This window comes from Streptomyces sp. TS71-3 (assembly GCF_018327685.1).
Lineage (GTDB): Bacteria > Actinomycetota > Actinomycetes > Streptomycetales > Streptomycetaceae > Streptomyces.
The window spans coordinates 2,533,541-2,555,792 of record NZ_BNEL01000001.1; the positions used below are offsets into that span (position 1 = coordinate 2,533,541).

General features: G+C 71.0%; 22 protein-coding genes, 1 tRNA gene and 1 pseudogene. 15 read left to right on the top strand and 9 right to left on the bottom strand.

Annotated features, from left to right (window positions below; translation table 11 throughout):
* Positions 1-58: 58 nt before the first annotated feature.
* Entirely contained in the window at positions 59-442 is a 384-nt protein-coding gene (locus Sm713_RS10280) for a hypothetical protein (protein ID WP_212909319.1), read from the bottom strand.
* A 592-nt stretch (positions 443-1,034) separates the two neighbouring features.
* Between Sm713_RS10280 and Sm713_RS10285 the strand changes: the two genes are divergently transcribed.
* Both Sm713_RS10285 and Sm713_RS10290 read left to right on the top strand, forming a co-directional pair.
* The gene (locus tag Sm713_RS10285) at positions 1,035-3,467 is read left to right on the top strand and encodes an immune inhibitor A domain-containing protein (protein ID WP_212909320.1); all 2,433 of its coding nucleotides are present in this window, start codon (positions 1,035-1,037) and stop codon (positions 3,465-3,467) included.
* 400 nt (positions 3,468-3,867) lie between these two features.
* Positions 3,868-4,137, top strand: a pseudogene (locus Sm713_RS10290) (hypothetical protein); the annotation flags it as partial.
* 255 nt (positions 4,138-4,392) lie between these two features.
* Here Sm713_RS10290 and Sm713_RS10295 read toward each other — a convergent pair.
* Both Sm713_RS10295 and Sm713_RS10300 read right to left on the bottom strand, forming a co-directional pair.
* Complete coding sequence (locus Sm713_RS10295) at positions 4,393-4,977, bottom strand: nicotinamidase (protein WP_212909321.1); 585 nt, start codon at positions 4,975-4,977, stop codon at positions 4,393-4,395.
* Positions 4,978-5,565: 588 nt separating this feature from the next.
* Positions 5,566-6,894, bottom strand: a complete 1,329-nt coding sequence (locus Sm713_RS10300) for a nicotinate phosphoribosyltransferase (RefSeq protein WP_212909322.1) — start codon at positions 6,892-6,894, stop codon at positions 5,566-5,568.
* A 148-nt stretch (positions 6,895-7,042) separates the two neighbouring features.
* Between Sm713_RS10300 and clpS the strand changes: the two genes are divergently transcribed.
* The 4 genes from clpS to Sm713_RS10320 all read left to right on the top strand — a co-directional run bounded on the left by clpS (position 7,043) and on the right by Sm713_RS10320 (position 10,547).
* Positions 7,043-7,360, top strand: coding sequence for an ATP-dependent Clp protease adapter ClpS (clpS, locus tag Sm713_RS10305; protein WP_212909323.1), 318 nt, complete (start codon positions 7,043-7,045; stop codon positions 7,358-7,360).
* Positions 7,361-7,372: 12 nt separating this feature from the next.
* Positions 7,373-7,978: a DUF2017 domain-containing protein gene (locus tag Sm713_RS10310; RefSeq protein ID WP_212909324.1), complete on the top strand. Its 606-nt coding sequence runs from the start codon at positions 7,373-7,375 to the stop codon at positions 7,976-7,978.
* Between the two features lie 573 nt (positions 7,979-8,551).
* Positions 8,552-10,063 carry an amino acid permease gene (locus tag Sm713_RS10315; protein WP_212909325.1) on the top strand — a complete coding sequence of 504 codons (1,512 nt, stop codon included), beginning with the start codon at positions 8,552-8,554 and terminating at the stop codon, positions 10,061-10,063.
* 55 nt (positions 10,064-10,118) lie between these two features.
* Positions 10,119-10,547 carry a Mov34/MPN/PAD-1 family protein gene (locus Sm713_RS10320; RefSeq protein ID WP_212909326.1) on the top strand — a complete coding sequence of 143 codons (429 nt, stop codon included), beginning with the start codon at positions 10,119-10,121 and terminating at the stop codon, positions 10,545-10,547.
* A gap of 546 nt (positions 10,548-11,093) precedes the next feature.
* On the opposite strand, the gene Sm713_RS10325 is transcribed toward Sm713_RS10320, so the two are convergent.
* The gene (locus tag Sm713_RS10325) at positions 11,094-12,083 is read right to left on the bottom strand and encodes a DUF2382 domain-containing protein (protein WP_212909327.1); all 990 of its coding nucleotides are present in this window, start codon (positions 12,081-12,083) and stop codon (positions 11,094-11,096) included.
* Between the two features lie 222 nt (positions 12,084-12,305).
* Here Sm713_RS10325 and Sm713_RS41635 point away from each other — a divergent pair, with 222 nt between their 5' ends.
* From Sm713_RS41635 to Sm713_RS10335, 3 genes are all read left to right on the top strand, one after another.
* Positions 12,306-12,476 (top strand): putative leader peptide, encoded by a 171-nt coding sequence (locus tag Sm713_RS41635; protein WP_374195975.1) that lies wholly within the window; start codon positions 12,306-12,308, stop codon positions 12,474-12,476.
* 142 nt (positions 12,477-12,618) lie between these two features.
* Positions 12,619-12,906 carry a MoaD/ThiS family protein gene (locus Sm713_RS10330; RefSeq protein WP_212909328.1) on the top strand — a complete coding sequence of 96 codons (288 nt, stop codon included), beginning with the start codon at positions 12,619-12,621 and terminating at the stop codon, positions 12,904-12,906.
* 6 nt (positions 12,907-12,912) lie between these two features.
* Complete coding sequence (locus Sm713_RS10335) at positions 12,913-13,863, top strand: PLP-dependent cysteine synthase family protein (protein ID WP_212909329.1); 951 nt, start codon at positions 12,913-12,915, stop codon at positions 13,861-13,863.
* Between the two features lie 174 nt (positions 13,864-14,037).
* Here the strand turns inward: Sm713_RS10335 and Sm713_RS10340 are convergent, their stop codons facing one another.
* Entirely contained in the window at positions 14,038-14,184 is a 147-nt protein-coding gene (locus tag Sm713_RS10340; protein WP_212909330.1) for a hypothetical protein, read from the bottom strand.
* A 297-nt stretch (positions 14,185-14,481) separates the two neighbouring features.
* Here Sm713_RS10340 and Sm713_RS10345 point away from each other — a divergent pair, with 297 nt between their 5' ends.
* Entirely contained in the window at positions 14,482-15,234 is a 753-nt protein-coding gene (locus Sm713_RS10345) for an MBL fold metallo-hydrolase (RefSeq protein ID WP_212909331.1), read from the top strand.
* A 69-nt stretch (positions 15,235-15,303) separates the two neighbouring features.
* Here the strand turns inward: Sm713_RS10345 and Sm713_RS10350 are convergent, their stop codons facing one another.
* Entirely contained in the window at positions 15,304-16,548 is a 1,245-nt protein-coding gene (locus tag Sm713_RS10350; RefSeq protein WP_212909332.1) for a PTS transporter subunit EIIC, read from the bottom strand.
* A gap of 250 nt (positions 16,549-16,798) precedes the next feature.
* Between Sm713_RS10350 and Sm713_RS10355 the strand changes: the two genes are divergently transcribed.
* The 4 genes from Sm713_RS10355 to rdgB all read left to right on the top strand — a co-directional run bounded on the left by Sm713_RS10355 (position 16,799) and on the right by rdgB (position 19,227).
* The gene (locus tag Sm713_RS10355) at positions 16,799-17,032 is read left to right on the top strand and encodes a glucose PTS transporter subunit EIIB (protein WP_212909333.1); all 234 of its coding nucleotides are present in this window, start codon (positions 16,799-16,801) and stop codon (positions 17,030-17,032) included.
* Between the two features lie 150 nt (positions 17,033-17,182).
* Complete coding sequence (rph, locus tag Sm713_RS10360; RefSeq protein WP_212909334.1) at positions 17,183-17,905, top strand: ribonuclease PH; 723 nt, start codon at positions 17,183-17,185, stop codon at positions 17,903-17,905.
* A 207-nt stretch (positions 17,906-18,112) separates the two neighbouring features.
* Entirely contained in the window at positions 18,113-18,511 is a 399-nt protein-coding gene (locus Sm713_RS10365; RefSeq protein ID WP_212909335.1) for a hypothetical protein, read from the top strand.
* Positions 18,512-18,624: 113 nt separating this feature from the next.
* Positions 18,625-19,227 (top strand): RdgB/HAM1 family non-canonical purine NTP pyrophosphatase, encoded by a 603-nt coding sequence (rdgB, locus tag Sm713_RS10370; RefSeq protein WP_212909336.1) that lies wholly within the window; start codon positions 18,625-18,627, stop codon positions 19,225-19,227.
* Between the two features lie 84 nt (positions 19,228-19,311).
* On the opposite strand, the gene Sm713_RS10375 is transcribed toward rdgB, so the two are convergent.
* The 3 genes from Sm713_RS10375 to bcp all read right to left on the bottom strand — a co-directional run bounded on the left by Sm713_RS10375 (position 19,312) and on the right by bcp (position 21,677).
* Positions 19,312-19,396: transfer RNA gene (locus tag Sm713_RS10375), tRNA-Leu, on the bottom strand.
* 91 nt (positions 19,397-19,487) lie between these two features.
* Complete coding sequence (locus Sm713_RS10380) at positions 19,488-20,987, bottom strand: MFS transporter (RefSeq protein ID WP_212909337.1); 1,500 nt, start codon at positions 20,985-20,987, stop codon at positions 19,488-19,490.
* Positions 20,988-21,209: 222 nt separating this feature from the next.
* The gene (gene bcp / locus Sm713_RS10385; RefSeq protein ID WP_212909338.1) at positions 21,210-21,677 is read right to left on the bottom strand and encodes a thioredoxin-dependent thiol peroxidase; all 468 of its coding nucleotides are present in this window, start codon (positions 21,675-21,677) and stop codon (positions 21,210-21,212) included.
* Between the two features lie 214 nt (positions 21,678-21,891).
* On the opposite strand from bcp, the gene Sm713_RS10390 reads away from it, so the two are divergent.
* Positions 21,892-22,221 (top strand): DUF3618 domain-containing protein, encoded by a 330-nt coding sequence (locus tag Sm713_RS10390; protein ID WP_212909339.1) that lies wholly within the window; start codon positions 21,892-21,894, stop codon positions 22,219-22,221.
* Positions 22,222-22,252: the final 31 nt, after the last annotated feature.

Below are 22,252 nucleotides of genomic sequence, written 5' to 3' on the forward strand. Positions count from 1 at the left end.
ACCCCTCGGCCCCTGCCGGCCAGGCGGACGGCCCCGACCGGAACCGCCCGCCCGAACGTCAGACCCGCACTCGCCGGCCGCCCGCCCGCCACCCCTGGGCGTGCCGGACGCCTGAAGGAGCCTCAGCCGCGGCCGGGCCGGGCTCCGCGTCCCGTGCCGCCGCGCCGGACCCGCTGTCCGCCTCCTCGGCGTCCCGCGGCCCGCCGGATCCGCGGCCCTCGGCGGACCCCTGGTCGGACGGTCCCGGCGATCCGGGCGCCCGCCGGGCGCCGCGCGGCATCGGGACCGTCATCGCCACCAGCAGGCCGAGGCCGAGCGCGGCGAGGGCGATGACCGCGACGCCCGCTCCGGACGACGTCTTCGAGAGCAGCAGCATGGCGAGCGTGGACAGGACTACGGTGCAGAAGCCGTAGACGAACTGTGCGACGGTCGGACGAGGCATGGCGGGGATCCGTCCTCGGGAGCGCGGTTCGGGGGGTGCGCTGACGACAGGCCAGAAGGCTCGGGTCCGGGCGGGCTCGGACCTTCGGGCACACGGACTTGCGGCTGTCGAGCCCGGGCCGGTGCGCAGGGCTGTCCGACGCGGACACCATGAGGGCATGCGCCGACGCACCGTCCACTGACTCTTACTCGGCTGATGCCCGAGCCACACCACTGGTAAGCATCACCTCACCCATGGTGCCGGTGCACGGGGGGCGCACGGAATCACCGAGCCCGACCCGTGGACACCGCGGCGCGCCCGCCGGACGGCCACCGCGCGCCCGCCGGAGGGCCGCGGCACGGCCCGGGAAACCGCGCCGCACGAGTCGCCGTCGGGAACCGCCGCAAGGCCCTCCCAGGTCACCGGGGAACGCCACCCTCACCCGAACACCAGAGCCTTAATGCAGTCGACCGGTTCACGTCAAGGACTGTTTTTTCTCCGTCAACTCCGGTCGAATGTCGGGACTTGTACGCGCGTAGAGGCGCGTAGCCGCACAACCCCCGATCGAGGATCCCTGGCCGCCCACACGGCCACGGGGGAGGAGTTCCCGAGAATGCAGAGCAGAACGAGAACGGTCAGCGGAAGACGGGTGTTCAGAACCGGAACGGTGGTCGCGGCGCTGGCCATGGCCACCGCGACGTTCGCGGCGTACGGCGGCACGGCACAGGCCGGAACCCGGGCCCCCGCCGCCCCGGCGGTGGCCGCCGGCCATGACCCGGCGGCCGCCAGGAGCCACGGCGACGACCTCGACGGCCCGTTCACCAAGAAGCAGGAGCGGCTGCGCGAGACGGCCCTCAAGCAGGTGCTCGCCGGCAAGAAGACGGTCAAGATGCAGGGCGGCTCGAAGGTCGTCAAGCTCGACGACAAGAAGTACGTCGAGCTGGGCCGGGAGAAGACCGACAAGATCTTCACCATCCTGGCGGACTTCGGCGACAAGGTCGACGACACCACGATGTACGACCCGGACGGCGCCGACGGACCCGAGGCGCCGGTCGTGAAGTACGGCGGCGACCCGGGCCCGGCGCACAACGAGATAGCACAGCCGGACCGCAAGAAGGACAACAGCACCGCCTGGCAGGCCGACTACGACCAGCAGCACTTCCAGGACCTGTACTTCGGCTCCGGCAAGGACTCCAAGGGCGTCCAGAAGCAGTCCCTGAAGACGTACTACGAGAAGACGTCCTCGGGCCGCTACTCGGTGGACGGCGAGGTCTCCGACTGGGTGAAGGTGCCCTGGAACGAGGCCCGTTACGGCTCCGACTACTGCGGCGACACCAACTGCTCGAACGTCTGGGACCTGGTCCGCGACGGCCTGAACGCCTGGGCCGAGCAGCAGAAGGCCCAGGGGAAGACCGACGAGCAGATCAAGGCGGACCTCGCGCAGTACGACACCTGGGACCGCTACGACTTCGACGGCGACGGGAACTTCAACGAGCCCGACGGCTACATCGACCACTTCCAGATCGTGCACGCCGGCGAGGACGAGTCCGCGGGCGGCGGCGTCCAGGGCGAGAACGCCCTGTGGGCGCACCGCTGGTACGCGTACGGCGACCAGGCCGGCGCCACGGGTCCGGCGGACAACAAGGCGGGCGGCACCGAGATCGGTGACACCGGCGTCTGGGTCGGCGACTACACCATGCAGCCGGAGAACGGCGGGCTCGGCGTCTTCGCCCACGAGTACGCGCACGACCTCGGCCTGCCCGACCTCTACGACACCACCGGCGCCGACGACAACTCCGTCGGCTTCTGGTCGCTGATGTCGGCTGGCTCCTGGCTCGGCACCGGCAAGAACGCCATCGGCGACCTGCCCGGCGACATGACGGCCTGGGACAAGCTCCAGCTCGGCTGGCTCGACTACGACGAGGCGACGGCGGCCACGGCCTCCACCCACAAGCTGGGCGTCTCGGAGTACAACACCGCCAACCCGCAGGCCCTGGTGGTCGATCTGCCGAAGAAGTCCGTGACCACCACCATCGTCACGCCCGCCCAGGGCGAGAAGCAGTGGTGGAGCGGCATGGGCGACAACCTGAAGAACACCCTCACCCGGTCCGTCGACCTCACCGGCGCGTCCAAGGCCGACCTGTCCCTGTCGGGCTGGTGGGACATCGAGGAGAACTTCGACTACCTCTACGCGGAGGTCTCCACGGACGGCGGCGCCAACTGGACGCCGCTGGACGGCACCGCGGACGGCAAGGCCATCCCGCGCGACGGCGGCGACCGCCCGGCGCTCACCGGCACCTCCGGCGCGTACGAGAAGCTGGACTACCCGCTGGACGCCTACGCGGGCAAGAAGATCGACCTCCGCTTCCGGTACGCCACCGACGGCGGCGTCGCGCAGAAGGGCTTCGCGGCGGACGGCCTCAGCATCACCGCGGACGGCAAGCCGGTCTTCACCGACGACGCCGAGGGCGACGCGGGCGGCTGGACGGCGACCGGGTTCTCCCGTATCGGCGCGTCCTTCACCAAGGACTACGACGAGTACTACATCGCGGAGAACCGCCAGTACGTCTCGTACGACGCCACCCTCAAGGTCGGCCCGTACAACTTCGGTTCGGCGAAGCGCCCCGAGTGGGTGGAGCACTTCCCGTACCAGAACGGCCTGATGGTCTGGCTCTGGGACACCTCCCAGGCCGACAACAACACCAGCGTCCACCCGGGCCAGGGCCTGATCCTTCCGGTCGACGCCCACCCCGACCCGCTGAAGTGGACGGACGGCACCCTGCTGAGGAACAAGTTCCAGCCGTTCGACGCGTCCTTCAGCACCCGGCCGACGGATGCGATCACCCTCCACAAGGCGGACGTGCCGCTGCGGATCAAGGCGCGTCCGGGCGTGTCCGTGTTCGACGATCACAACGGTTCCTACTGGTCCCAGGCGGACCCCACCGGAAGCGTGAACGTTCCTGACACCGGCACCCAGATCAAGATCGTGAAGGAGCCGGCGAACGGGTCCACGATCACCGTCAAGGTGGCCGCAGCTCGCCAGTAACCGACTGTTTACGCAGGTCAGAGCGCGATCGGCCGTTGCCCACTAGCGGGGCGACGGCCGGTCGTGTTTAGGTGCGTCATGCGGGTTTCTTATTGACACGACGTCTCACGGGGGTGTGACCGGAATGGCCCGAGGAGGTTTCTGCACGCTGCCCGACGGCACGGTGGTGGTCGCCCTGACCCTGCCCCGACCGGGGGCCGCTGCGGGTGCTGCGCCGCGTGGTGCGGCGCAGCGTGAAACGGAGCGCGACGCGCCCGGTGCGCCGGGCGCCCAGGTCGGCGCCGCTGCGCCGCCGAGGAACGTCACGCAACGTGACGGCTCCGGGCGGGATGCCGCCGAGGCCGCAGCTCCGGCGGACGCGACCGCGGGCGGCGGCGAGAACACGGCCCGCACGGCCCGTGTGGAGGAGCGCACGGCGTGCGGCGACGAGCGTACGGCCCGCGTGGACGACGGCACGGTCCGTGTGGTCGTGCACGCGGTCAACCGTTCCCGGGCCCTGACCAGGCTCCGCAACTTCGGACTGCGCTCGGTCTACCTCCGCGGGAACTCCCATCCGCCGACCCCCGACGAGGTCACGGCGGTGCTGCACCACCCCGACGGCCTGATATGGCGCGCCGCGCCGCCGCTGCCGACCGAGCTGTGGCACCCGATCAGGGCGCTCTTCGCCCGGACGGAACCAGGCGCTCCGGACGCCGCGGGGGCTCCCGGCACTCCGGCCAGGCCCGGCGCCGTCTCCCCGCTGGCCGCGGGCCCGGACCAGGCCTCGGCCCTGGCCACCGCCCGGCGGCTCTACACCGAGGCGCCGCTGACGGTGCCGGTGGAGTGGACGACGGCTACGGGGCACGAGAGCGGCGGACTCACGGGAGCGTGAGGGGAGCGTGCGCCTGTCGGCGTGCGCGGGCGGGCCGGGCCGGCGAGGCGGCGGTCAGACGACGGGCTTGCCCGTGAGCTCCACGCCGGCCTCGCGCATCTCCTCCAGGGCGCGCTCGGTGGTCGCGGCGGAGACGCCGGCCGTCAGGTCCAGCAGGACCTGCGTGCGGAAGCCCGCGTCGGCGGCGTCGAGCGCCGTGGCGCGCACGCAGGCGTCCGTGGCGATGCCGACCACGTCGACGTCCGTGATCCCGTGGCTGTGCAGCCAGTCGCCGAGCGGCGTGCCGTTCTCGTCCACGCCCTCGAAGCCGCTGTACGCGCCCGTGTACGCGCCCTTGTCGAAGACCGCGTCGACGCCGCCGGAGGCCACCGCGGGGGCGAAGTTCGGGTGGAAGCCGACGCCCTCGGTGCCCGCGATGCAGTGCGCGGGCCAGGTGCGGACGAAGTCCGGGTGGTCGGAGAAGTGGTCGCCCGGGGCGATGTGGCAGTCACGGGTGGCCACCACGTGGCGGTAACCGGCCGTCGCCTGGCCGATCAGTTCGGTGATCGCGGCGGCCACGTCCGCGCCGCCCGATACGGCGAGGTTGCCTCCTTCGCAGAAGTCGTTCTGCACGTCTACGACGATCAGGGCGCGGCGCATGGTCGGTGTCCTTCGGCTGAGTGGCGCGGACGGGGCGGGGCCCGTCCGCTTCCTCGGGCCCCCGGGGGCTTCCGCTCGTTCCGAGCGTAGGGAGTGCGGGGGGTTTGCGCGAGAGGGCGGGGCGGGCTACGCCCGCGGTGAGCCGATGTCGGGGGTGCGCGCGTCTGTTTTCCGGGCCGAGCCCCTGCTTCGGGCTTCGCCCTGTGAGGGGTCCTGCCCCCTTGGGTCTGTTGTTGGCCGCGGGTTTCCGGTGGCTGGTCGCGCAGTTCCCCGCGCCCCTTTTTTTGAGGCTTCGCCCTGTGAGGGGTCCTGTCTCCTTGGGTCTGTTGTCATCCGCGGGTCCGCTGTGGCTGGTCGCGCAGTTCCCCGCGCCCCTTTCATGGGCGCTTCGCGCCCCGTCAGGGGCGCGGGGAACTGCGCGCTCAGGCACGGGAGACCCGCAGACGACAGTCAACCCGAGGGGGCGGGACCGCTCTCGGGGCGCAGCCCCAAAAAAGGGGACGCGGGGAACTGCGCGAGCGGCCACGACGGGACCGGCCGACGACCACGGACCCGAGGGGGCCGGGCGCCGGAAGGATCCGCTCGCCGTCAGGCGTACTCCGTGGGGAGGACCGGTTCGCCTCGGGAGAGCTGGGTGGCCGAGAGAGGCAGGTTGGCGCGGGCAGCGGCATGGCGGTCGCGGACGACGTCCAGGGGCTCGCGCGCGACGACCTGCCCGGCCTTCACGAGATGCACGAGCAGCTGGCGGTCCGCGAGTTCCTCGGGCACGGGCCCCGTACCCACCACCTCGGCCTCGGCCACCCCATCCGCGTCCAGCCGCCGCGCCGCCCACTTGCGCCCCCCGATGGACGTCTTGCCGCCCAGCGCCTTCTTGGCGACCGGCACCAGCGGCGCCGCCGCGTCCCCCGACTCCGCACGGGCCACGAGCTTGTACACCATGGAGCAGGTCGGGTGCCCGGACCCGGTCACCAGCTGCGTGCCGACCCCGTACGCGTCCACCGGCGCCGCCGCCAGCGAGGCGATGGCGTACTCGTCGAGGTCGGAGGTGACCACGATCCTGGTGCCGGTGGCGCCGAGTTCGTCGAGCTGCTGGCGCACCCGGTGGGCGACGAGCAGCAGGTCGCCGGAGTCGATCCGGACCGCCCCGAGGTCGGGCCCCGCGACCTCCATCGCGTGGCGGACCGCGTCCCTGACGTCGTACGTGTCGATGAGCAGCGTGGTGTCCCGGCCCAGCGAGTCGACCTGTGCGCGGAACGCGTCGGTCTCCGTGTCGTGGAGCAGGGTGAACGCGTGGGCGGCGGTGCCGACCGTCGGGATGTCGTAGCGGAAGCCGGCGGCGAGGTCGGAGGTGCTGGTGAAGCCGCCGACGTACGCGGCGCGGGACGCGGCGACCGCGCCCAGCTCGTGGGTGCGGCGCGCGCCCATCTCGATCAGCGGCCGCCCGCCCGCGGCGGACGCCATCCGGGAGGCGGCCGCCGCTATCGCGGAGTCGTGGTTGAGGATCGAGAGGATCACCGTCTCCAGCAGGACGCACTCCGCGAAGCTGCCCTCCACCCGGAGGATCGGGGAGCCCGGGAAGTACACCTCGCCCTCGGGGTAGCCCCAGATGTCCCCGCTGAAGCGGTAGCCGGCCAGCCAGTCGAGCGTGGCGGCGTCGACGACGCCGCGCTCGCGCAGGAAGCGCAGCACGGCCTCGTCGAAGCGGAAGTTCTCCACGGCGTCCAGGACCCGTCCCGTGCCCGCCACCACGCCGTACCGGCGGCCCTCGGGCAGCCTGCGGGTGAAGACCTCGAAGACCGAGCGCCGCTGCGCGCTGCCCGCCGCCAGGGCCGCCTGGAGCATGGTCAGCTCGTAGTGGTCGGTGAAGAGGGCCGTCGAAGGCACGTCGACCGGCAACCCCAGATCCACAGTGTTCATGCCGGAATCGTACCCCTCATCTCGTCACTCTGACGATTTCGGTGCCCCGGGCCTGGGGGCCTCCCGGTGACGGGCGGGGAAGTCGGGGGGAGGCCAGGGGCGGGGCCGCCGGGGTCGGTTTGTGCGTGGGGCGGTCAGTGGTGGCAGCATGGGGCCTGTGACGGCTCCCGCTCCGCTAGAGATCGAAAAGCCCGAGTCGGCCGAGGAGGCCTACGCCGTACCCGAGCCAGACCTGCCCTGGATCACCATCGTGCACAACGACCCCGTCAACCTCATGAGTTATGTCACCTACGTCTTCCAGAGCTACTTCGGCTACTCCAAGGACAAGGCGACCAAACTGATGATGGACGTGCACAACAAGGGCCGTGCGGTGGTCTCCAGCGGGACCCGCGAGGAGATGGAGCGGGACGTGCAGGCGATGCACGGTTACGGTTTGTGGGCCACCCTCCAGCAGGATCGGAAGTAGCTGCTCTCTGCCATGTCAGGACACTTCGAGACGATCCCGGGTGGCGGCGCGGCCGTCGCGCTCGACGAGATCGAGATCTCCATCATCCGCTCGCTGGCCGTCCAGCTCCTGGAGTTGATCGGCCCCGGCCCGGCCGAGGGGGAGTCCGAGGACCCGCTGGCCGAGCTCTTCGCGGAGGGCCCCAGCGAGCCGCCCTCCGACCCGGTGCTCAAGCGGCTCTTCCCCGATGCGTACGGGGGACCCGACGGGCCGCCGGACACCGCGAAGGAGGCGGAGGAGCAGCGCTCCTCCTCGGCGGAGTTCCGCCGCTTCACGGAGAACGACCTGCGGTCCCGCAAGCGGGACGACGCCGTCGCGGTGGTCCGCTCGCTCGACGCGCTGTCCCCCGTCGGCGAGGAGGGCGCGGTGCTGCGGCTCGGGCCCGAGGAGTCGCGGCAGTGGCTCGGCGCGCTCAACGACCTGCGGCTCGCGATCGGGGCGCGGCTGGAGGTCCGCGACGAGGACGAGGCGGACGACCTGTACCGGCTCCCCGACTCCGACTCCCGCAAGCCCATGGTGATGGCCTACCTGTGGCTCGGCAGCCTCCAGGAGACCCTGGTCGGCACGCTGTCCCCCTGAGCGCAGGGCTGGCCTGGGAGGTGGTGCCCCCGGCCCCGCGGAGCGACTGCCCGCAGGGGGGGGCAGGCGCCTGTTGGCCCACCGGCCCGCAGCCGCGTACGAAACGTGGGGGGACGTGGGGGGATGTCCGCCCGCAGTGTTTTGCGTCAGGCCCAGGGGAACCGTCCGGTCGACGGAGGACGCGGGACCGAGGACGGATATCCCCCCGCGGCCCCGCCCCCACAACGAACCGAAGGCGCACCGGCCACCAGCGAGCCGCGCACCTGCCCGTTCAGCACGGGTGTTCGTTCAGCACAGGCTGACGCCCGGATAACGATCGTGCACCGAGGGTCACCCGAACGGCCGACCCGAGTGGCATTCGTGCGGTTTTTCCAGTGACCTGAGTCACATATAGGTATCTGATCACCTCATAGGCCGTGATACATCTTCACGACCGCCAGAGGGCTTACCGAGCCCTCCGGGGCGCCCCGGGGAGGCGTACAGCCGGCAGGCACAACTCCAGCACATCCGGGGGATCGCGACCCGATCCGCGGCCGTTCAGGCGGGGATCGGCATGGAGAAAGGCCAACCACCATGACCTCGGCCCAGGTGGATCACCACGACGGCGACGGCTCGGGAGCGGTCGGCTCCTCGGCCGTGGGCGGTCGCAGCCAGGAGGGGTACCAGCGCGGTCTGGGTGCCCGCCAGATCCAGATGATCGCCATCGGCGGAGCCATCGGCACCGGTCTGTTCCTCGGTGCCGGCAAGGCGATAGCGAAGGCCGGCCCCAGCCTGATCCTCGCGTACGCGGTCGCCGGCCTGGTGATCTTCTTCATCATGCGGGCGCTCGGGGAGCTCCTGATGTACCGCCCGGTCTCGGGTTCCTTCTCGGAGTACGCCCGCGAGTTCATCGGCCCCCTCTCGGGTTACGTGACGGGCTGGACGTACTGGCTCTTCTGGGTCGTCACCGGCATCACCGAGGTCACCGCGGCGGCGACCTACATGACGTTCTGGTGGCACATCCCGCAGTGGGCCTCGGCCCTCGTCTTCACGGTCATCCTCTACGGCGTGAACCTGATCTCGGTGAAGGTCTTCGGCGAGCTGGAGTTCTGGTTCTCGATGGTCAAGGTCACCGCGATCGTCGGCATGATCCTCATCTGCGTCGGCATCCTGACCATCGGCTTCTCCGACGCCGGCGGCACCGCGTCGGTGACCCACCTCTGGGGCGACGGCGGATTCTTCCCCAAGGGCGTCGGCGGCACCCTGATGACGCTGCAGATCGTGATGTTCGCGTTCCTCGCCGTGGAGCTGGTCGGCGTCACCGCGGGCGAGTCCAAGGACCCGAAGAAGACCCTGCCGAAGGCGATCAACACCGTGCCGTGGCGGATCGCGGTCTTCTACGTCGGCGCGCTGATCATGATCCTCTCGGTGGTGCCGTGGAGCAGCTTCCAGCCCGGCGTCTCGCCGTTCGTCGCGGCGTTCGAGAAGATGGGCCTCGCGGCCGGCGCCGGGATCGTCAACTTCGTCGTGCTCACCGCCGCCCTGTCGTCCTGCAACTCCGGCATGTACTCCACCGGCCGGATGCTCCGCGACCTGGCGCGCAACGGCCAGGGCCCGGCCGTCTTCACCCGGCTCACCAGGAGCGGCACGCCGCTGGTCGGCACCACCTTCTCGGCGGCGCTGATGCTCGTCGGCGTCTGGATCAACTACATGTGGCCGGGCCAGGCCTTCACCTACGTGGTGTCGTTCGCCACCATCTCCGGCATGTGGGCCTGGATCATGATCCTGGTCTGCCAGATCCGCTACCGCGCGAAGGCGGACCGCGGCGAGCTGCCGCGCTCGGCCTTCCGCGCGCCCGGCGCGCCGCTCACCAGCTGGTTCGCGCTCGGCTTCATCGGCGTGGTGATCGTGATGATGGGCATCGACAAGGACACCCGGATCTCGCTGTACTGCGCGCCGCTGTGGGCGTTGATCATGGTGGTGAGCTACTTCGTGCTGAAGGCGCGCAACCCCGAGGCCTTCGCCCGCACCCAGGCCGCGGCGGAGCGCGCGGCCGCGCGGGCGGGGGAGAGCGGGGCCGGTGGGCGACCGGCGGGGGAGGCCTGACGGGCGAGGCCCCCGTACCCACCTGCGGCCCTGGTCCCTGCTTATGCTGACCGACATGCTGACCATCACCCAGGCCCTCCACGACCAGATCGTGGCGCACGCCCGCAAGGACCACCCGGACGAGGCGTGCGGCGCGATCGCGGGCCCGGAGGGCACGGACCGGCCCGAGCGGTTCATCCCGATGCTGAACGCCGCGCGGTCGCCCACGTTCTACGAGTTCGACTCGGGCGACCTGCTGAAGCTGTACAAGGGCATGGCGGAGCGCGACGAGGAGCCGGTGGTCTTCTACCACTCGCACACGGCCACCGAGGCGTACCCGTCACGCACGGACATCTCCTACGCGAACGAGCCCGGCGCCCACTACGTCCTCGTCTCCACCGCCGACACGGACGGCCTCGGCGATTTCCAGTTCCGCTCGTTCCGCATCGAGAACGGCGAGGTCACCGAGGAGGAAGTCCACGTAGTGGACGAATACCCGAACTAGCTGCTTCGGGGCCCCCGGTTCCCTTCAGGGGCGCGGGGCTGTGTCGTGGGGGCACCTCCCACGCCCTTGAGGCAGTGGGGGAGGCTCCGCCGCGTGGGCGCGACCAGCCATGACGCGACCTTGCAGGTCGTCACAGGCCGGAAGGGGCTGGTTCTGTCGTTTCCTGACCACCGGCGGGTGGGTGGTCGCTCGCGCAGTTCCCCGCGCCCCTTCCGGGCGGGCACGTACGTTGGGCGAGACCCCGGCCTCCCCAGGGGCGCGGGGAACTGCGCGCTCAGCTACGACTGGGGGCACCTCCCACGCCCTTCAGGCAGTGGGGGACGTCGCGTCGTCACCGTCCCGAGGGGGCTGGTTCTGTCGTGTCCGGACCACCGGCGGGTGGTGGCTGCTCGCGCAGTTCCCCGCGCCCCTCAGGGGGAACCGGGCGCACCCGAACAGTTCCACCTGCCTCGAAAGCCCCGGGGGCGCCCGGAATCCGAGCGCCCCGAGGGGACCGGGGGACCCGGGGGCACCCGGGGGGATTCCGGGGTGCCCCCGGAGGAGGTGTCACGAGGAGGGGCCCTCCTCGGGCGTCTCCACGTCGATCCGCTCCTTGCGGACCTCCCCCCGCACGGTCTCCTGCTCCGTCTTCTCCTCGACCCCCAACCGAACCCGCTCCACCGGCACGGTCTCCGTCTCGATCACCACGCGATCGGCGTGCAGCACCACCTCGTGCTGCCCCTCGGAGATGTCCGGCCCGGCCAGCGCCGCGTCCCGGTTCTCCTCGGTGATCGGCTCGCGCTCGATCCTGACCTCCTCGTGGGTCAGCGGGATCCGCTGCTCCTCCTCCTCGGTGATCACGTACTTGCGCAGCCGCGCCCGGCCCACGGCCTGCCGCTCGGTGGTGAGGTGCAGGTGCTCCTCGGAACGGGTCATGGCCTCCGTGAAGTCACCGCCCCGCTCCGGCGCAGGCTGCCCGGACGCCGCGGGCATGGCGCCCTCGGTCCCGGCGGGCGGGGGCATGGCGCCCACACCAGCGCCGCCCTCGGCGGGCATCCCCTCGCGGGAGGTCCCCGCGCCCTCACCGGTCATCCCGGACGCCTCGCCCTCGGCGGGCATCTCGGCGGTCTCCTCGGCGCCCGACTCCGCGAAGGCCGGCCCGGAGCGCTCCGCCGCGCCGCTCTCACCGGTGCCGGTGCGGCCCGCGGCCGGCTGCTCGGTGGTCTGCCAGGCGGTGTCCCACTCCACCTCGTAGTACTCGTACAGCCGGTGCTCCTCCTCGGCGGACAGGTGCCCGCCGGAGTCGATGGCGACGGTGGGGGCCTCCTTGACCTTCGCCTTGTCGAACGGGACCTCCAGGTGGTCCTCGACCAGCGCGGCGTCCCGGATCGGGACGAAGGACTCACGGCCGCCGAACATGCCGGTCTTCACGCTGGCCCATTCGGGGCGGCCGCTGACGTCGTCGAGGAAGATGTGCTTGGCGTCGCCGATCTTGTTCCCCTGCGTGTCGTACACGGCGTGGTCCAGCACGCTCGGTATCTGCTCTCGTGTGATCACGGTCTGCTCCCTCGTCTCAGCGGTTCTGAGGCGCGGGTCACCCCCATGCGAGGCGTAAAACTCGATGTTTGCCATGAATGCCGATAAATGGGGAGTCAAAGGCGGTAGGCGGTGCAAATCGGGTGCAATGTCACAGAGGTATATCTCGCATTATAGGTGTTTTCCATCCACCATGTGAGACCACATCTCGGGGCGGCATCAGGGAATCGATACGATGACGGCATGGTTCCTCAAGACGTGAGCGACAAGACGCCGGGGGTGGCGCTTCCGTGTTCGTTGAGGGCCTCCTGCGCCCGTTGCCCCGAGGGCCCCGGTGGCATCCCAGGGGAGATGCTCGTGGCGCGGCTGCACGTCGACCTCTGCCGGATGGCCAGCGCGATCTGTTGCGGCTGACTCCCGCGCTGTGCGGCGCGAGCAGCGGAGCCCGTCCGCGCAGCACCCGTACCACCCCGCACCGCCAGGGAATCCGCGGCCGTACCGTGGTGCCGCGTGCCCACCGAACCGACACCTCCACCCCGACAGGAGCCCTGAAGCCATGGCCATCGAGGTCCGCATCCCGACCATCCTCCGCCAGTACACCGACGGCGAGAAGGCCGTAGAGGGCTCGGGGACGACCCTCGCCGAGCTCTTCGCCGACCTGGAGTCCCGGCACACCGGCATCCAGGCCCGACTGATCGACGCGGACAACGGCGACAAGCTCCGCCGCTTCGTCAACGTCTACCTGAACGACGAGGACGTCCGCTTCCTGGACGGCGTGGACACCAAGGTGTCGGACGGCGACAGCATCACGATCCTGCCGGCCGTGGCCGGCGGCCGGGCCTGATCCCCGATGCGCTACGACTCCCCCCTCGCCGCGGTCGGCAACACCCCGCTGGTGCGCCTGCCGCGGCTGTCGCCCTCCGAGGACGTACGGATCTGGGCGAAACTGGAGGACCGCAACCCGACGGGCTCCATCAAGGACCGCCCGGCCCTGCACATGGTGGAGCAGGCCGAGAAGGACGGCCGGCTCACCCCCGGCTGCACGATCCTGGAGCCCACCTCCGGCAACACCGGCATCTCACTGGCCATGGCCGCCCGGCTCAAGGGCTACCGGATCGTGTGCGTGATGCCGGAGAACACCTCGCAGGAGCGCCGCGACCTGCTCGCCATGTGGGGGGCGGAGATCATCTCCAGTCCGGCGGCGGGCGGCTCCAACACCGCCGTCCGCGTCGCCAAGGAGCTCGCCGCCGAGCACCCCGACTGGATCATGCTCTACCAGTACGGCAACCCGGACAACGCCGGAGCCCACTACGCCACCACCGGCCCCGAGATCCTGGCCGACCTGCCCTCGGTCACCCACTTCGTCGCGGGCCTCGGCACCACCGGCACGCTGATGGGCGCGGGCCGCTACCTGCGCGAGCAGAAGCCGGACATCCAGATCGTCGCCGCGGAGCCGCGCTACGACGACCTGGTCTACGGCCTGCGGAACCTGGACGAGGGCTTCGTCCCCGAGCTCTACGACGCGTCCGTGCTCACCACCCGCTTCTCGGTGGGCAGCGCCGACGCGGTGACGCGTACGCGTGAACTCCTCCAGGAGGAGGGGATCTTCGCCGGTGTGTCCACCGGCGCGGCGCTGCACGCGGCGATCGGGGTCGGCCGCAAGGTCCTGCGGGCGCAGGGGGCCGCCGACATCGTCTTCGTCGTCGCCGACGGTGGCTGGAAGTACCTGTCGACGGGTGTGTACACCGCGGCCACCACGGAAGAGGCGATCGAGACCCTCCACGGCCAGCTCTGGGCGTAGAGCCTGCTTCTGGGGGCACCCCCGGTTCCCCCTAGCGCGCCGGTGTGCCGACGTAGCGCGCCGGTGTGCCGACGTGCGGCCCCGCCGCGGGGCGCGCAGCGCCTCCTGAGGGGCGCGGGGTGGGAGGTACCCCCATCCCCGCGCCCCTCAAAGGAACCGGGGTGCCCGGTGAGATCACTCCCGGGGATCCTGGTGGTCCTTCCGGCGTGACCGGCGCCGTGGGCGCCGTACGCGCCGTCCCCGCCCCCACCCGTCCACCACCGTGGCCAGCAGCGCGAGGAGCGCGACCACCGCCACCCCCGGCCACCAGGACGCGTTCATGACGCGACCGTACCCGGGGGTGACGGGCCCGTCGAGGCCGCCGAACCGGTGACAGCGCAGGTGAGTTCCCCCACAACGGCCCACGACGGAGGAGCGACCGGCGCTTTTGCGCCTTACGCTCTCCGCCTGGGGGTATTGCCCACGCTTTTCAGCGTCGTGGTGGACCTTTGGGGTCCCCCACTGCCTTGGAGGCGCGGGAGGCACCCCCAGGGTGCCCCGGACCGCACGACCACGTCTGTCCCGTCGCCGATACGGCCGTCCCGTCCAACGCCAGCCCGCGCGGAGGTTCCAGCAGCAATGAAGCTCACCGTCGTCGGCTGCTCGGGTTCGTTCCCGTCCGTGGACTCGGCCTGCTCGAGCTACCTCGTGGAGGCCGACGGCTTCCGGCTGCTCCTCGACATGGGCAACGGTGCCCTGGGCGAGTTGCAGCGCCACGTCGGCCTCTACGACCTCGACGCCGTCTTCCTCAGCCATCTGCACGCCGACCACTGCATCGACATGTGCGCCTACTTCGTCGCCCGGTACTACCGGCACGACGGCGGGCGCTGCGCGCCGATCCCCGTCTACGGGCCCGAGGGCACCGAGCAGCGGCTGACCACGGCCTACGCGGACACGCCGTCCGCGTCCTCGATGAGCGAGGTCTTCGACTTCCACACGATCAAGCCCGGCACCTTCGACATCGGCCCCTTCACCGTCCGCACGGAGAAGGTGCGCCACCCCGTGGAGGCGTACGGCATCCGGCTGGAGCACGACGGCCGTTCCCTCACCTACTCGGGGGACACCGGGCCGGCCGAGGAGCTGACGGAACTCGCCGCGGACACGGACCTCTTCCTGTGCGAGGCGGCGTTCACGGCCGGCAAGGAGAACGTCCCCGACCTGCACCTCAACGGCCGCGAGGCGGGCGAGGCCGCGCGGCTCGCCCGCGCCCGGCGGCTGGTCCTCACGCACATTCCCCCGTGGACGGATCCCCGGGGGAACCTCGCGGACGCGCGAGCGGAGTACGACGGCCCGGCGGAGCTGGCGGCGCCGGGCGCCGAGTACTGGCTCTGAGGGTTCCCCTTCGGCAAGGGGCCACCCCGGCGCCCCTTGAGGGGCACCGGGCTCACCCCGGACAGAAGGTCACGCCTGAGTGAGGTCCTCCTCCTCCGGCTCGCGTCCCGGCGTCGGCAGGTTGAACCTGATGATCGCGAACCGGAAGACCACGTAGTAGACGACCCCCATCACGAGACCGATCGGAATGATCAGCCACGGCTTCGTCGCCAGGTGCCAGTTGAGTACGTAGTCGATGAAGCCGGCCGAGAAGTTGAACCCGGCGTGCACGCCGAGACCCCAGGTCAGCGCCATGGAGAAGGCGGTCAGCAGGGCGTGCAGCACGTACAGCACCGGCGCGATGAACATGAACGAGAACTCGATCGGCTCGGTGACACCGGTCACGAACGAGGTCAGCGCCAGCGAGACCATCATGCCCATGACGACCTTGCGCCGCTCGGGCCGTGCGCAGTGCGCGATGGCGAGCGCGGCGGCCGGCAGGCCGAACATCATGATGGGGAAGAAGCCCGACTGGAACATGCCGGCCGAGGGGTCGCCCGCGAGGAACCGGGTGATGTCGCCGTGCACGACCTGGCCCGCGGAGTTGGTGAAGTCGCCGAGCTGGAACCAGGCCACCGTGTTGACGAACTGGTGCATGCCGATCGGGATCAGCCCGCGGTTCACCGCGCCGAACAGCGCCGCGCCGGCCGGGCCGAGCCCCGTCAGCCACTCGCCGAAGCTGGAGATGCCGTTGCCGATGGGCTCCCAGATCAGGCCGAAGAAGACGCCCATCACGATGCCGACGAACGCCATGATGATCGGCACGAGCCGGCGGCCGTTGAAGAAGCCCAGCCAGTCCACCAGCTTGGTGCGGTGGAACCGCTGCCAGAGCACCGCGGCGAGCAGGCCCATGATGATGCCGCCGAGCACGCCCGGGTCGTTGTAGGTGGCCGGCACGTCCGGGCCGCTCTTGACCACGGCCTCGGTCACGGGGAACGCCTGGAGCACCTGCTTGTAGACGAGGAAGCCGACGAGCGCGGCCAGCGCGGTCGAGCCGTCCGACTTCTTCGCGAAGCCGATCGCCACGCCGATGCAGAACAGCATCGGCAGGGCCCCGGTCAGGGCGCTGCCCGCGTTGCTGAAGACCGAGGCGACGCGGTCCCAGCCGAGGCCGTCCTTGCCGAAGATGTCGTCCTGCCCGAGGCGGACCATGATGCCCGCCGCCGGCAGCACGGCGATCGGGAGCTGGAGGCTGCGGCCGATCTTCTGGAGGCCCTGGAACAGGCCCGAACCCCGCTTCTTCGCGGGTGCCGCCGCGGCGGTGGCGGTGGTCATCAACGTCCTCCATGTACGGGAGCCGCCCGCGGCGCGATGCGCCCGGGCGGTCTCGATAGTGGTCTACACCACACTGGTGTAGACCTGTTCTAGCATGGGTCGTGGCCGTCCGGAACCCGCGACTCCTGTGTCCTGGACCATAGGTTCCGGGCGGTGGTTGAGGTGCAAGGACATGCTGGTGTAGACCAGTTGCGCCATGGCCGTTCGGGCCCGCCGACGTGCCACCGTGACCACGAGAGGGAGCCGGGACATGCCCAGCAAGGCCGAGAAGATCGTCGCCGCACTCGGCGGTATCGAGAACATCGAGGAGATCGAGGGCTGCATCACCCGCCTGCGCACCGAGGTGGTCGATCCGGCGAAGGTCGACGAGGCCGCGCTCAAGGCCGCGGGCGCGCACGGAGTCGTCGCGATGGGCTTCGCCATCCAGGTGGTCGTCGGCACGGACGCGGACCCGATCGCCTCGGAGATCGAGGACATGATGTGACCTGGGCCGGATTCCGGCCGGATTCCGACCGCTTCGGCGCCCGGTGAACGAAGGCCCGGTGAACGAAGGCCCGGTGAACGGAGGCTTGGCGAACGGGCCCCCGGTGAGCGGGCGTCCGGGGGCGGTGCCGGCCGGGACTAGGCTCACCCCATGTCACGTATCGACGGCCGCACCTCAGACGCCCTCCGCACGGTCACCATCGAGAGGGGCTGGAGCAAACACGCCGAAGGATCCGTCCTCGTCTCCTTCGGCGACACCAAGGTCCTGTGCACCGCCTCCGTCACGGAAGGCGTGCCGCGCTGGCGCAAGGGCTCCGGCGAGGGCTGGGTCACGGCCGAGTACGCGATGCTGCCCCGCGCCACCAACACCCGCGGGGACCGCGAGTCCGTCCGCGGCCGGATCGGCGGCCGCACGCACGAGATCTCCCGCCTGATCGGCCGGTCCCTGCGCGCCGTCGTCGACTACAAGGCGCTCGGCGAGAACACCGTCGTCCTGGACTGCGACGTCCTCCAGGCCGACGGCGGCACCCGCACCGCCGCCATCACCGGCTCCTACGTGGCGCTTGCCGACGCGATCGACTGGGCGCAGCGCAAGAAGCTGGTGAAGGCCGGGCGCAACCCGCTGACCGGCACCGTCGCCGCGGTCTCCGTCGGGATCGTCGGCGGCGTGCCGATGCTGGACCTCTGCTACGAGGAGGACGTCCGCGCCGAGACCGACATGAACGTCGTCTGCACCGGCGACGGGCGCTTCGTGGAGGTCCAGGGCACCGCGGAGGCCGAGCCGTTCGCGCGCGACGAGCTGAACGCCCTGCTCGACCTGGCCGTCACGGGCTGCACCGAGCTGGCGGCGGCGCAGCGGGCCGCGCTGGAGTGAGGCCCCGGCGCCGGCCGGTCCGGTGAGAGTGCGGGCCGGCCGGGTGTCCGGGGGCCGCCTGCGGCGTGGCCGGATAGCGCGCCTGGTGCGTGCCCGCCATGGTTCTGACGGTAAAGAAGCAACCAAGGGGTGCCCCGAAGGCGTTCTATGGAGTACACGCGCGGGCCGCTCCGCGTGCACCGCCGTGACTCCTGGGAGGACCGCCGCATGGCTTCGGGCCGCCGCCGCATCACCACCGCCCTCGCCGCCGCCGTCGCGGCCGTCGCCTTCGCGGCCCCCGTCCTGACGGGATGTGACGCCGTCGGCACGGCCATGGACTGCCTGCACACCGCCGACTCCATCGCGGACAGCGTCACCGACCTCCAGCAGGCCGTGGAGAACGCCTCCGACGACCCCGCCAAGGCGGACGACGCCCTGGACGCCATAGAGAAGAAGCTCGGCGACATCGGCGACAGGACCGGCCACGACGACGTCGACAAAGCGGTCGACGACCTCAAGGACGCCGTGGGCGCCATCCGCACCGACCTCAGGAACGGCGACGAGACGCCCGACATGACCCCCGTCACGGACGCGGCGGGCGAGCTGACCAAGGTCTGCACGCCCTGACCCCTCATCCTCGCCCCCCATCCCTGACTCCTCATCCTCGACCCCTCATCCCTGACCTCTGACCCCTGGCCCCTGACACCCGGGCGGCCCGTGGCGCCCGCGATACTGGGTGCATGACGCGTCTGATTCTCGCCACCCGCAACGCCGCCAAGGTCATCGAGCTCCGGGCGATCCTCGCCCACGCGGGGCTCACCCACGAGCTGCTCGGCGCGGATGCGTATCCGGAGCTGCCCGACGTCAAGGAGACCGGCGTCACGTTCGCCGAGAACGCGCTCCTCAAGGCGCACGCCATGGCCCGCGCGACGGGGCTGCCCGCGGTCGCGGACGACTCCGGGCTCTGCGTGGACGTACTGGGCGGGGCACCCGGGATCCTCTCCGCGCGCTGGGCCGGGCGGCACGGCGACGACCAGGCCAATCTGGAACTGCTGCTGGCCCAGCTCGCCGACATCGACGAGGCACATCGCGGCGCGCACTTCGCGTGCGCGGCGGCGCTGGCGCTGCCGGACGGGCGCGAGCGGGTCGTCGAGGGGCAGCTGAGGGGGACGCTGCGTTACGAGGCCGTGGGCGACGGCGGGTTCGGCTACGACCCGATCCTCCAGCCGGAGGGAAACTCCCGGACCTGCGCGCAGCTGACCCCCGCGGAGAAGAACGCGATCAGCCACCGGGGGAAGGCCTTCCGGGCGCTGGTGCCCGCGGTGGAGGAGCTGGTCGCCTGAGCGGCCGGACCAGTCCGGGCCGGGCGGAGCCGACTCCCGAGGAAGAAAGAGGGTGGCCCTGGTTCCGGTGAACCAGGGCCCGTGTGCGGCCGGAGGGACTTGAACCCTCACGGGGTGTTAGCCCACTGGGACCTAAACCCAGCGTGTCTGCCAGTTCCACCACGGCCGCGTGCCGTCCATATCGTAGTGGCCCCGGCGCCATGGTCGCCGCACGATGGGGCCACATCCCGCCGGAAACCCCCGGAAAGCGGCTTCCGCCTTCAGAACTTGGGCTCGTGCGCCTGCGACTCGACCATCTCCGCCGCCTCCTCCGGCGTCCCCACGGCCGGGGGCGAGCCGTCCAGCGGCTGCTGCGCCGTCTCCTTCATGATGGCCACCGAGACCACGCCGACCAGCGCCGCCGCCATGGCGAAGTACGCGGGCATCATGTTGGTGCCCGCCCAGCTGATCAGCGCCGTGACCACCAGCGGTGTCGTACCGCCGAAGAGGGACACCGACAGGTTGTAGCCGATCGACAGCGAGCCGTACCGCACCTGGGTCGGGAAGAGCGCGGGCAGCGCCGCCGACATGGTGCCCTGGAGGCAGACCAGGGAGAGCCCGAGCAGCAGGAGCCCGGCCGGTACCGCCACCGGGCCGCCCAGCCTGATCAGCAGCAGCGACGGCGCCGAGAGCACCAGGAAGCCCAGCATCCCGGCCATCAGCAGCGGCTTCCTGCCGAACCGGTCGGACAGCCTGCCGACCTGGTTGATGACCAGGATCATCACGACCATGACGCACAGCAGCGCCACCAGGCCGTCGACGGTGCCGTAGTGCAACTCGTCGGTCAGGTACGTCGGCATGTACGTCAGCAGCAGGTAGACGGCGATGTTGTACGCGCCCACCAGGCAGATGCAGAGGATCAGCGTGCGCCACTGGGTGCGGAAGATGTCCGCCAGCTCGCTCTTCGTGGTGGTCTCGACCTTGTTCGCCGCGTCGGCGACGGTGTGGGTGGAGCGCTCCTCCAGGTTCTGGAAGGCGGGCGTCTCGTCGAGCCGCAGCCGCAGGTAGAGGCCGACCAGGCCGAGCGGCCCCGCGACGAGGAACGGGATCCGCCACGCCCAGGAGTCGATCTGGCCCTGGGAGAGGAGCGCGCTCAGGATGACGACGAGCCCGGAGGCGCCGACGTACCCGGAGAGCGTGCCGAACTCCAGGAAGCTGCCGTACCAGCCGCGCCGCTTGTCGGGCGCGTACTCGGCGATGAACGTGGACGCCCCGCCGTACTCGCCGCCCGTCGAGAAGCCCTGCACCAGCCGGAAGAAGATCAGCAGGGTCGGCGACCAGAAGCCGATCGAGGCGTAGGACGGGACGAGGCCGATCGCGAAGGTGCCGATCGCCATCATGATCATCGTGAGGGCGAGCACCCTCTTGCGGCCGATCTTGTCACCCATCGGGCCGAAGACCATGCCGCCGATCGGCCGCACCAGGAAGGAGACCGCGAAGGTGGCGAAGGACGACAGCAACTGGACGGTGTCGTTCCCCGACGGGAAGAAGACATGGCCGATGGTGACCGCGAGATAGCTGTAGATCCCGAAGTCGAACCACTCCATGGCGTTACCGAGCGCGGCGGCCTTCACCGCCCTGCGCACCGCCGCCTCGTCCGTGACGGTGATGTCCGTACGCCGCAGTGGAGGGTTCCTGCGGCGTCTCACGGCACGGAAGAGAGCCGGGTGTCGCCTGATCGCCGCAGGATCTGCCTCGTGGTCATGCCCGCCGACCGCCATGGAGCGGATCCCTCCTTCGCCTCTGGGCACACGTCCATGGGATCGCTTGCTCCGATACGGCGACCGCAAACGAGATCCCCCATTGCGGGGGAGTTTCGTCACACTATGGAGTACTTGTGTGCAGAGCCGTGCGGACGTGGCCGGGCCGGGGGGCGGCGGGTCGCGGGCGGCGGGCGGCGGGCGGCGGGCGGCGGGCTTTGGGCGGTGGGCCGGTCGGAGGCCTCAGAGGCCGAGGTCCTTGATGAGCTTCGCGACGTGCCCGGTGGCCCTGACGTTGTACAGGGCCCGCTCGACCTTGCCCTCCTCGTCGACGAAGACGGTGGAGCGGATCACGCCCGTGACCGTCTTGCCGTAGGAGTTCTTCTCGCCGTAGGCCCCGTACCGCTGGAGGACGGACTTGTCCGGGTCCGCCAGCAGGGTGACCTTCAGCTGCTCCTTCTCCCGGAACTTGGCCAGCTTCTCCGGCTTGTCCGGGGAGATGCCGAGCACGTCGTAGCCGGCGTCCGCGAGCAGCGCGAGGTTGTCGGTGAAGTCGCAGGCCTCCTTGGTGCAGCCGGGGGTCATGGCGGCCGGGTAGAAGTACACGATGACCTTGCGGCCCCGGCGGTCGGCGAGGGAGACCTCGGCGCCGTCGGCGTCGGAGAGGGTGAAGGCGGGTGCGGTGTCGCCCGGCTGGAGGCGCTCGCTCATGGTCGTTCTCCTGGATCCCCCGGCGGACGGGCGCGGCCCGCGCGCCGGGCGGGTGAAAGGTGTGGTCCGCGGATGCGGAGGGCGGCTGACGGTTACGAGCCTAACGAGCCCGCAGGGGGTGCCGTGCGGGCGCGCGCCCGGCGAGCTGACAGACTGTCGCCCTGACCCAGCACAGCCGGCGCCCGGCGCCGGATCGGACCACGGAGGCAGCGCGGTGTCGGAAGCGGCGGATACCAGGACCCCTGCGCAGATCGAGGCGGACATCAGGCACCGCAGGGAGCGGCTGGCCGAGGCGCTCGACGAGATCGGTGTCCGGGTGCATCCGAAGACGATCGCCGCGGACGCGAGGGCCAAGGTCGTCGAGGGCGTGGACCGCTCCCTGGGACGCGCGTACGTGCGCGCGAACCGGCTGGCCACCGAGGTGCGCAGGCAGTTCGTCGACGACGACGGGCGGCCGCGCCCCGAGCGGATCGTGCCGGCGGCGCTGGTGGTCGTCGGGCTGGTCGGGCTGCTGGTGGCCGGGTCCCGGCGGCGCGGGCGCTGACCTCCTGCCGTACCCGCCGGCTCCGGCGCCG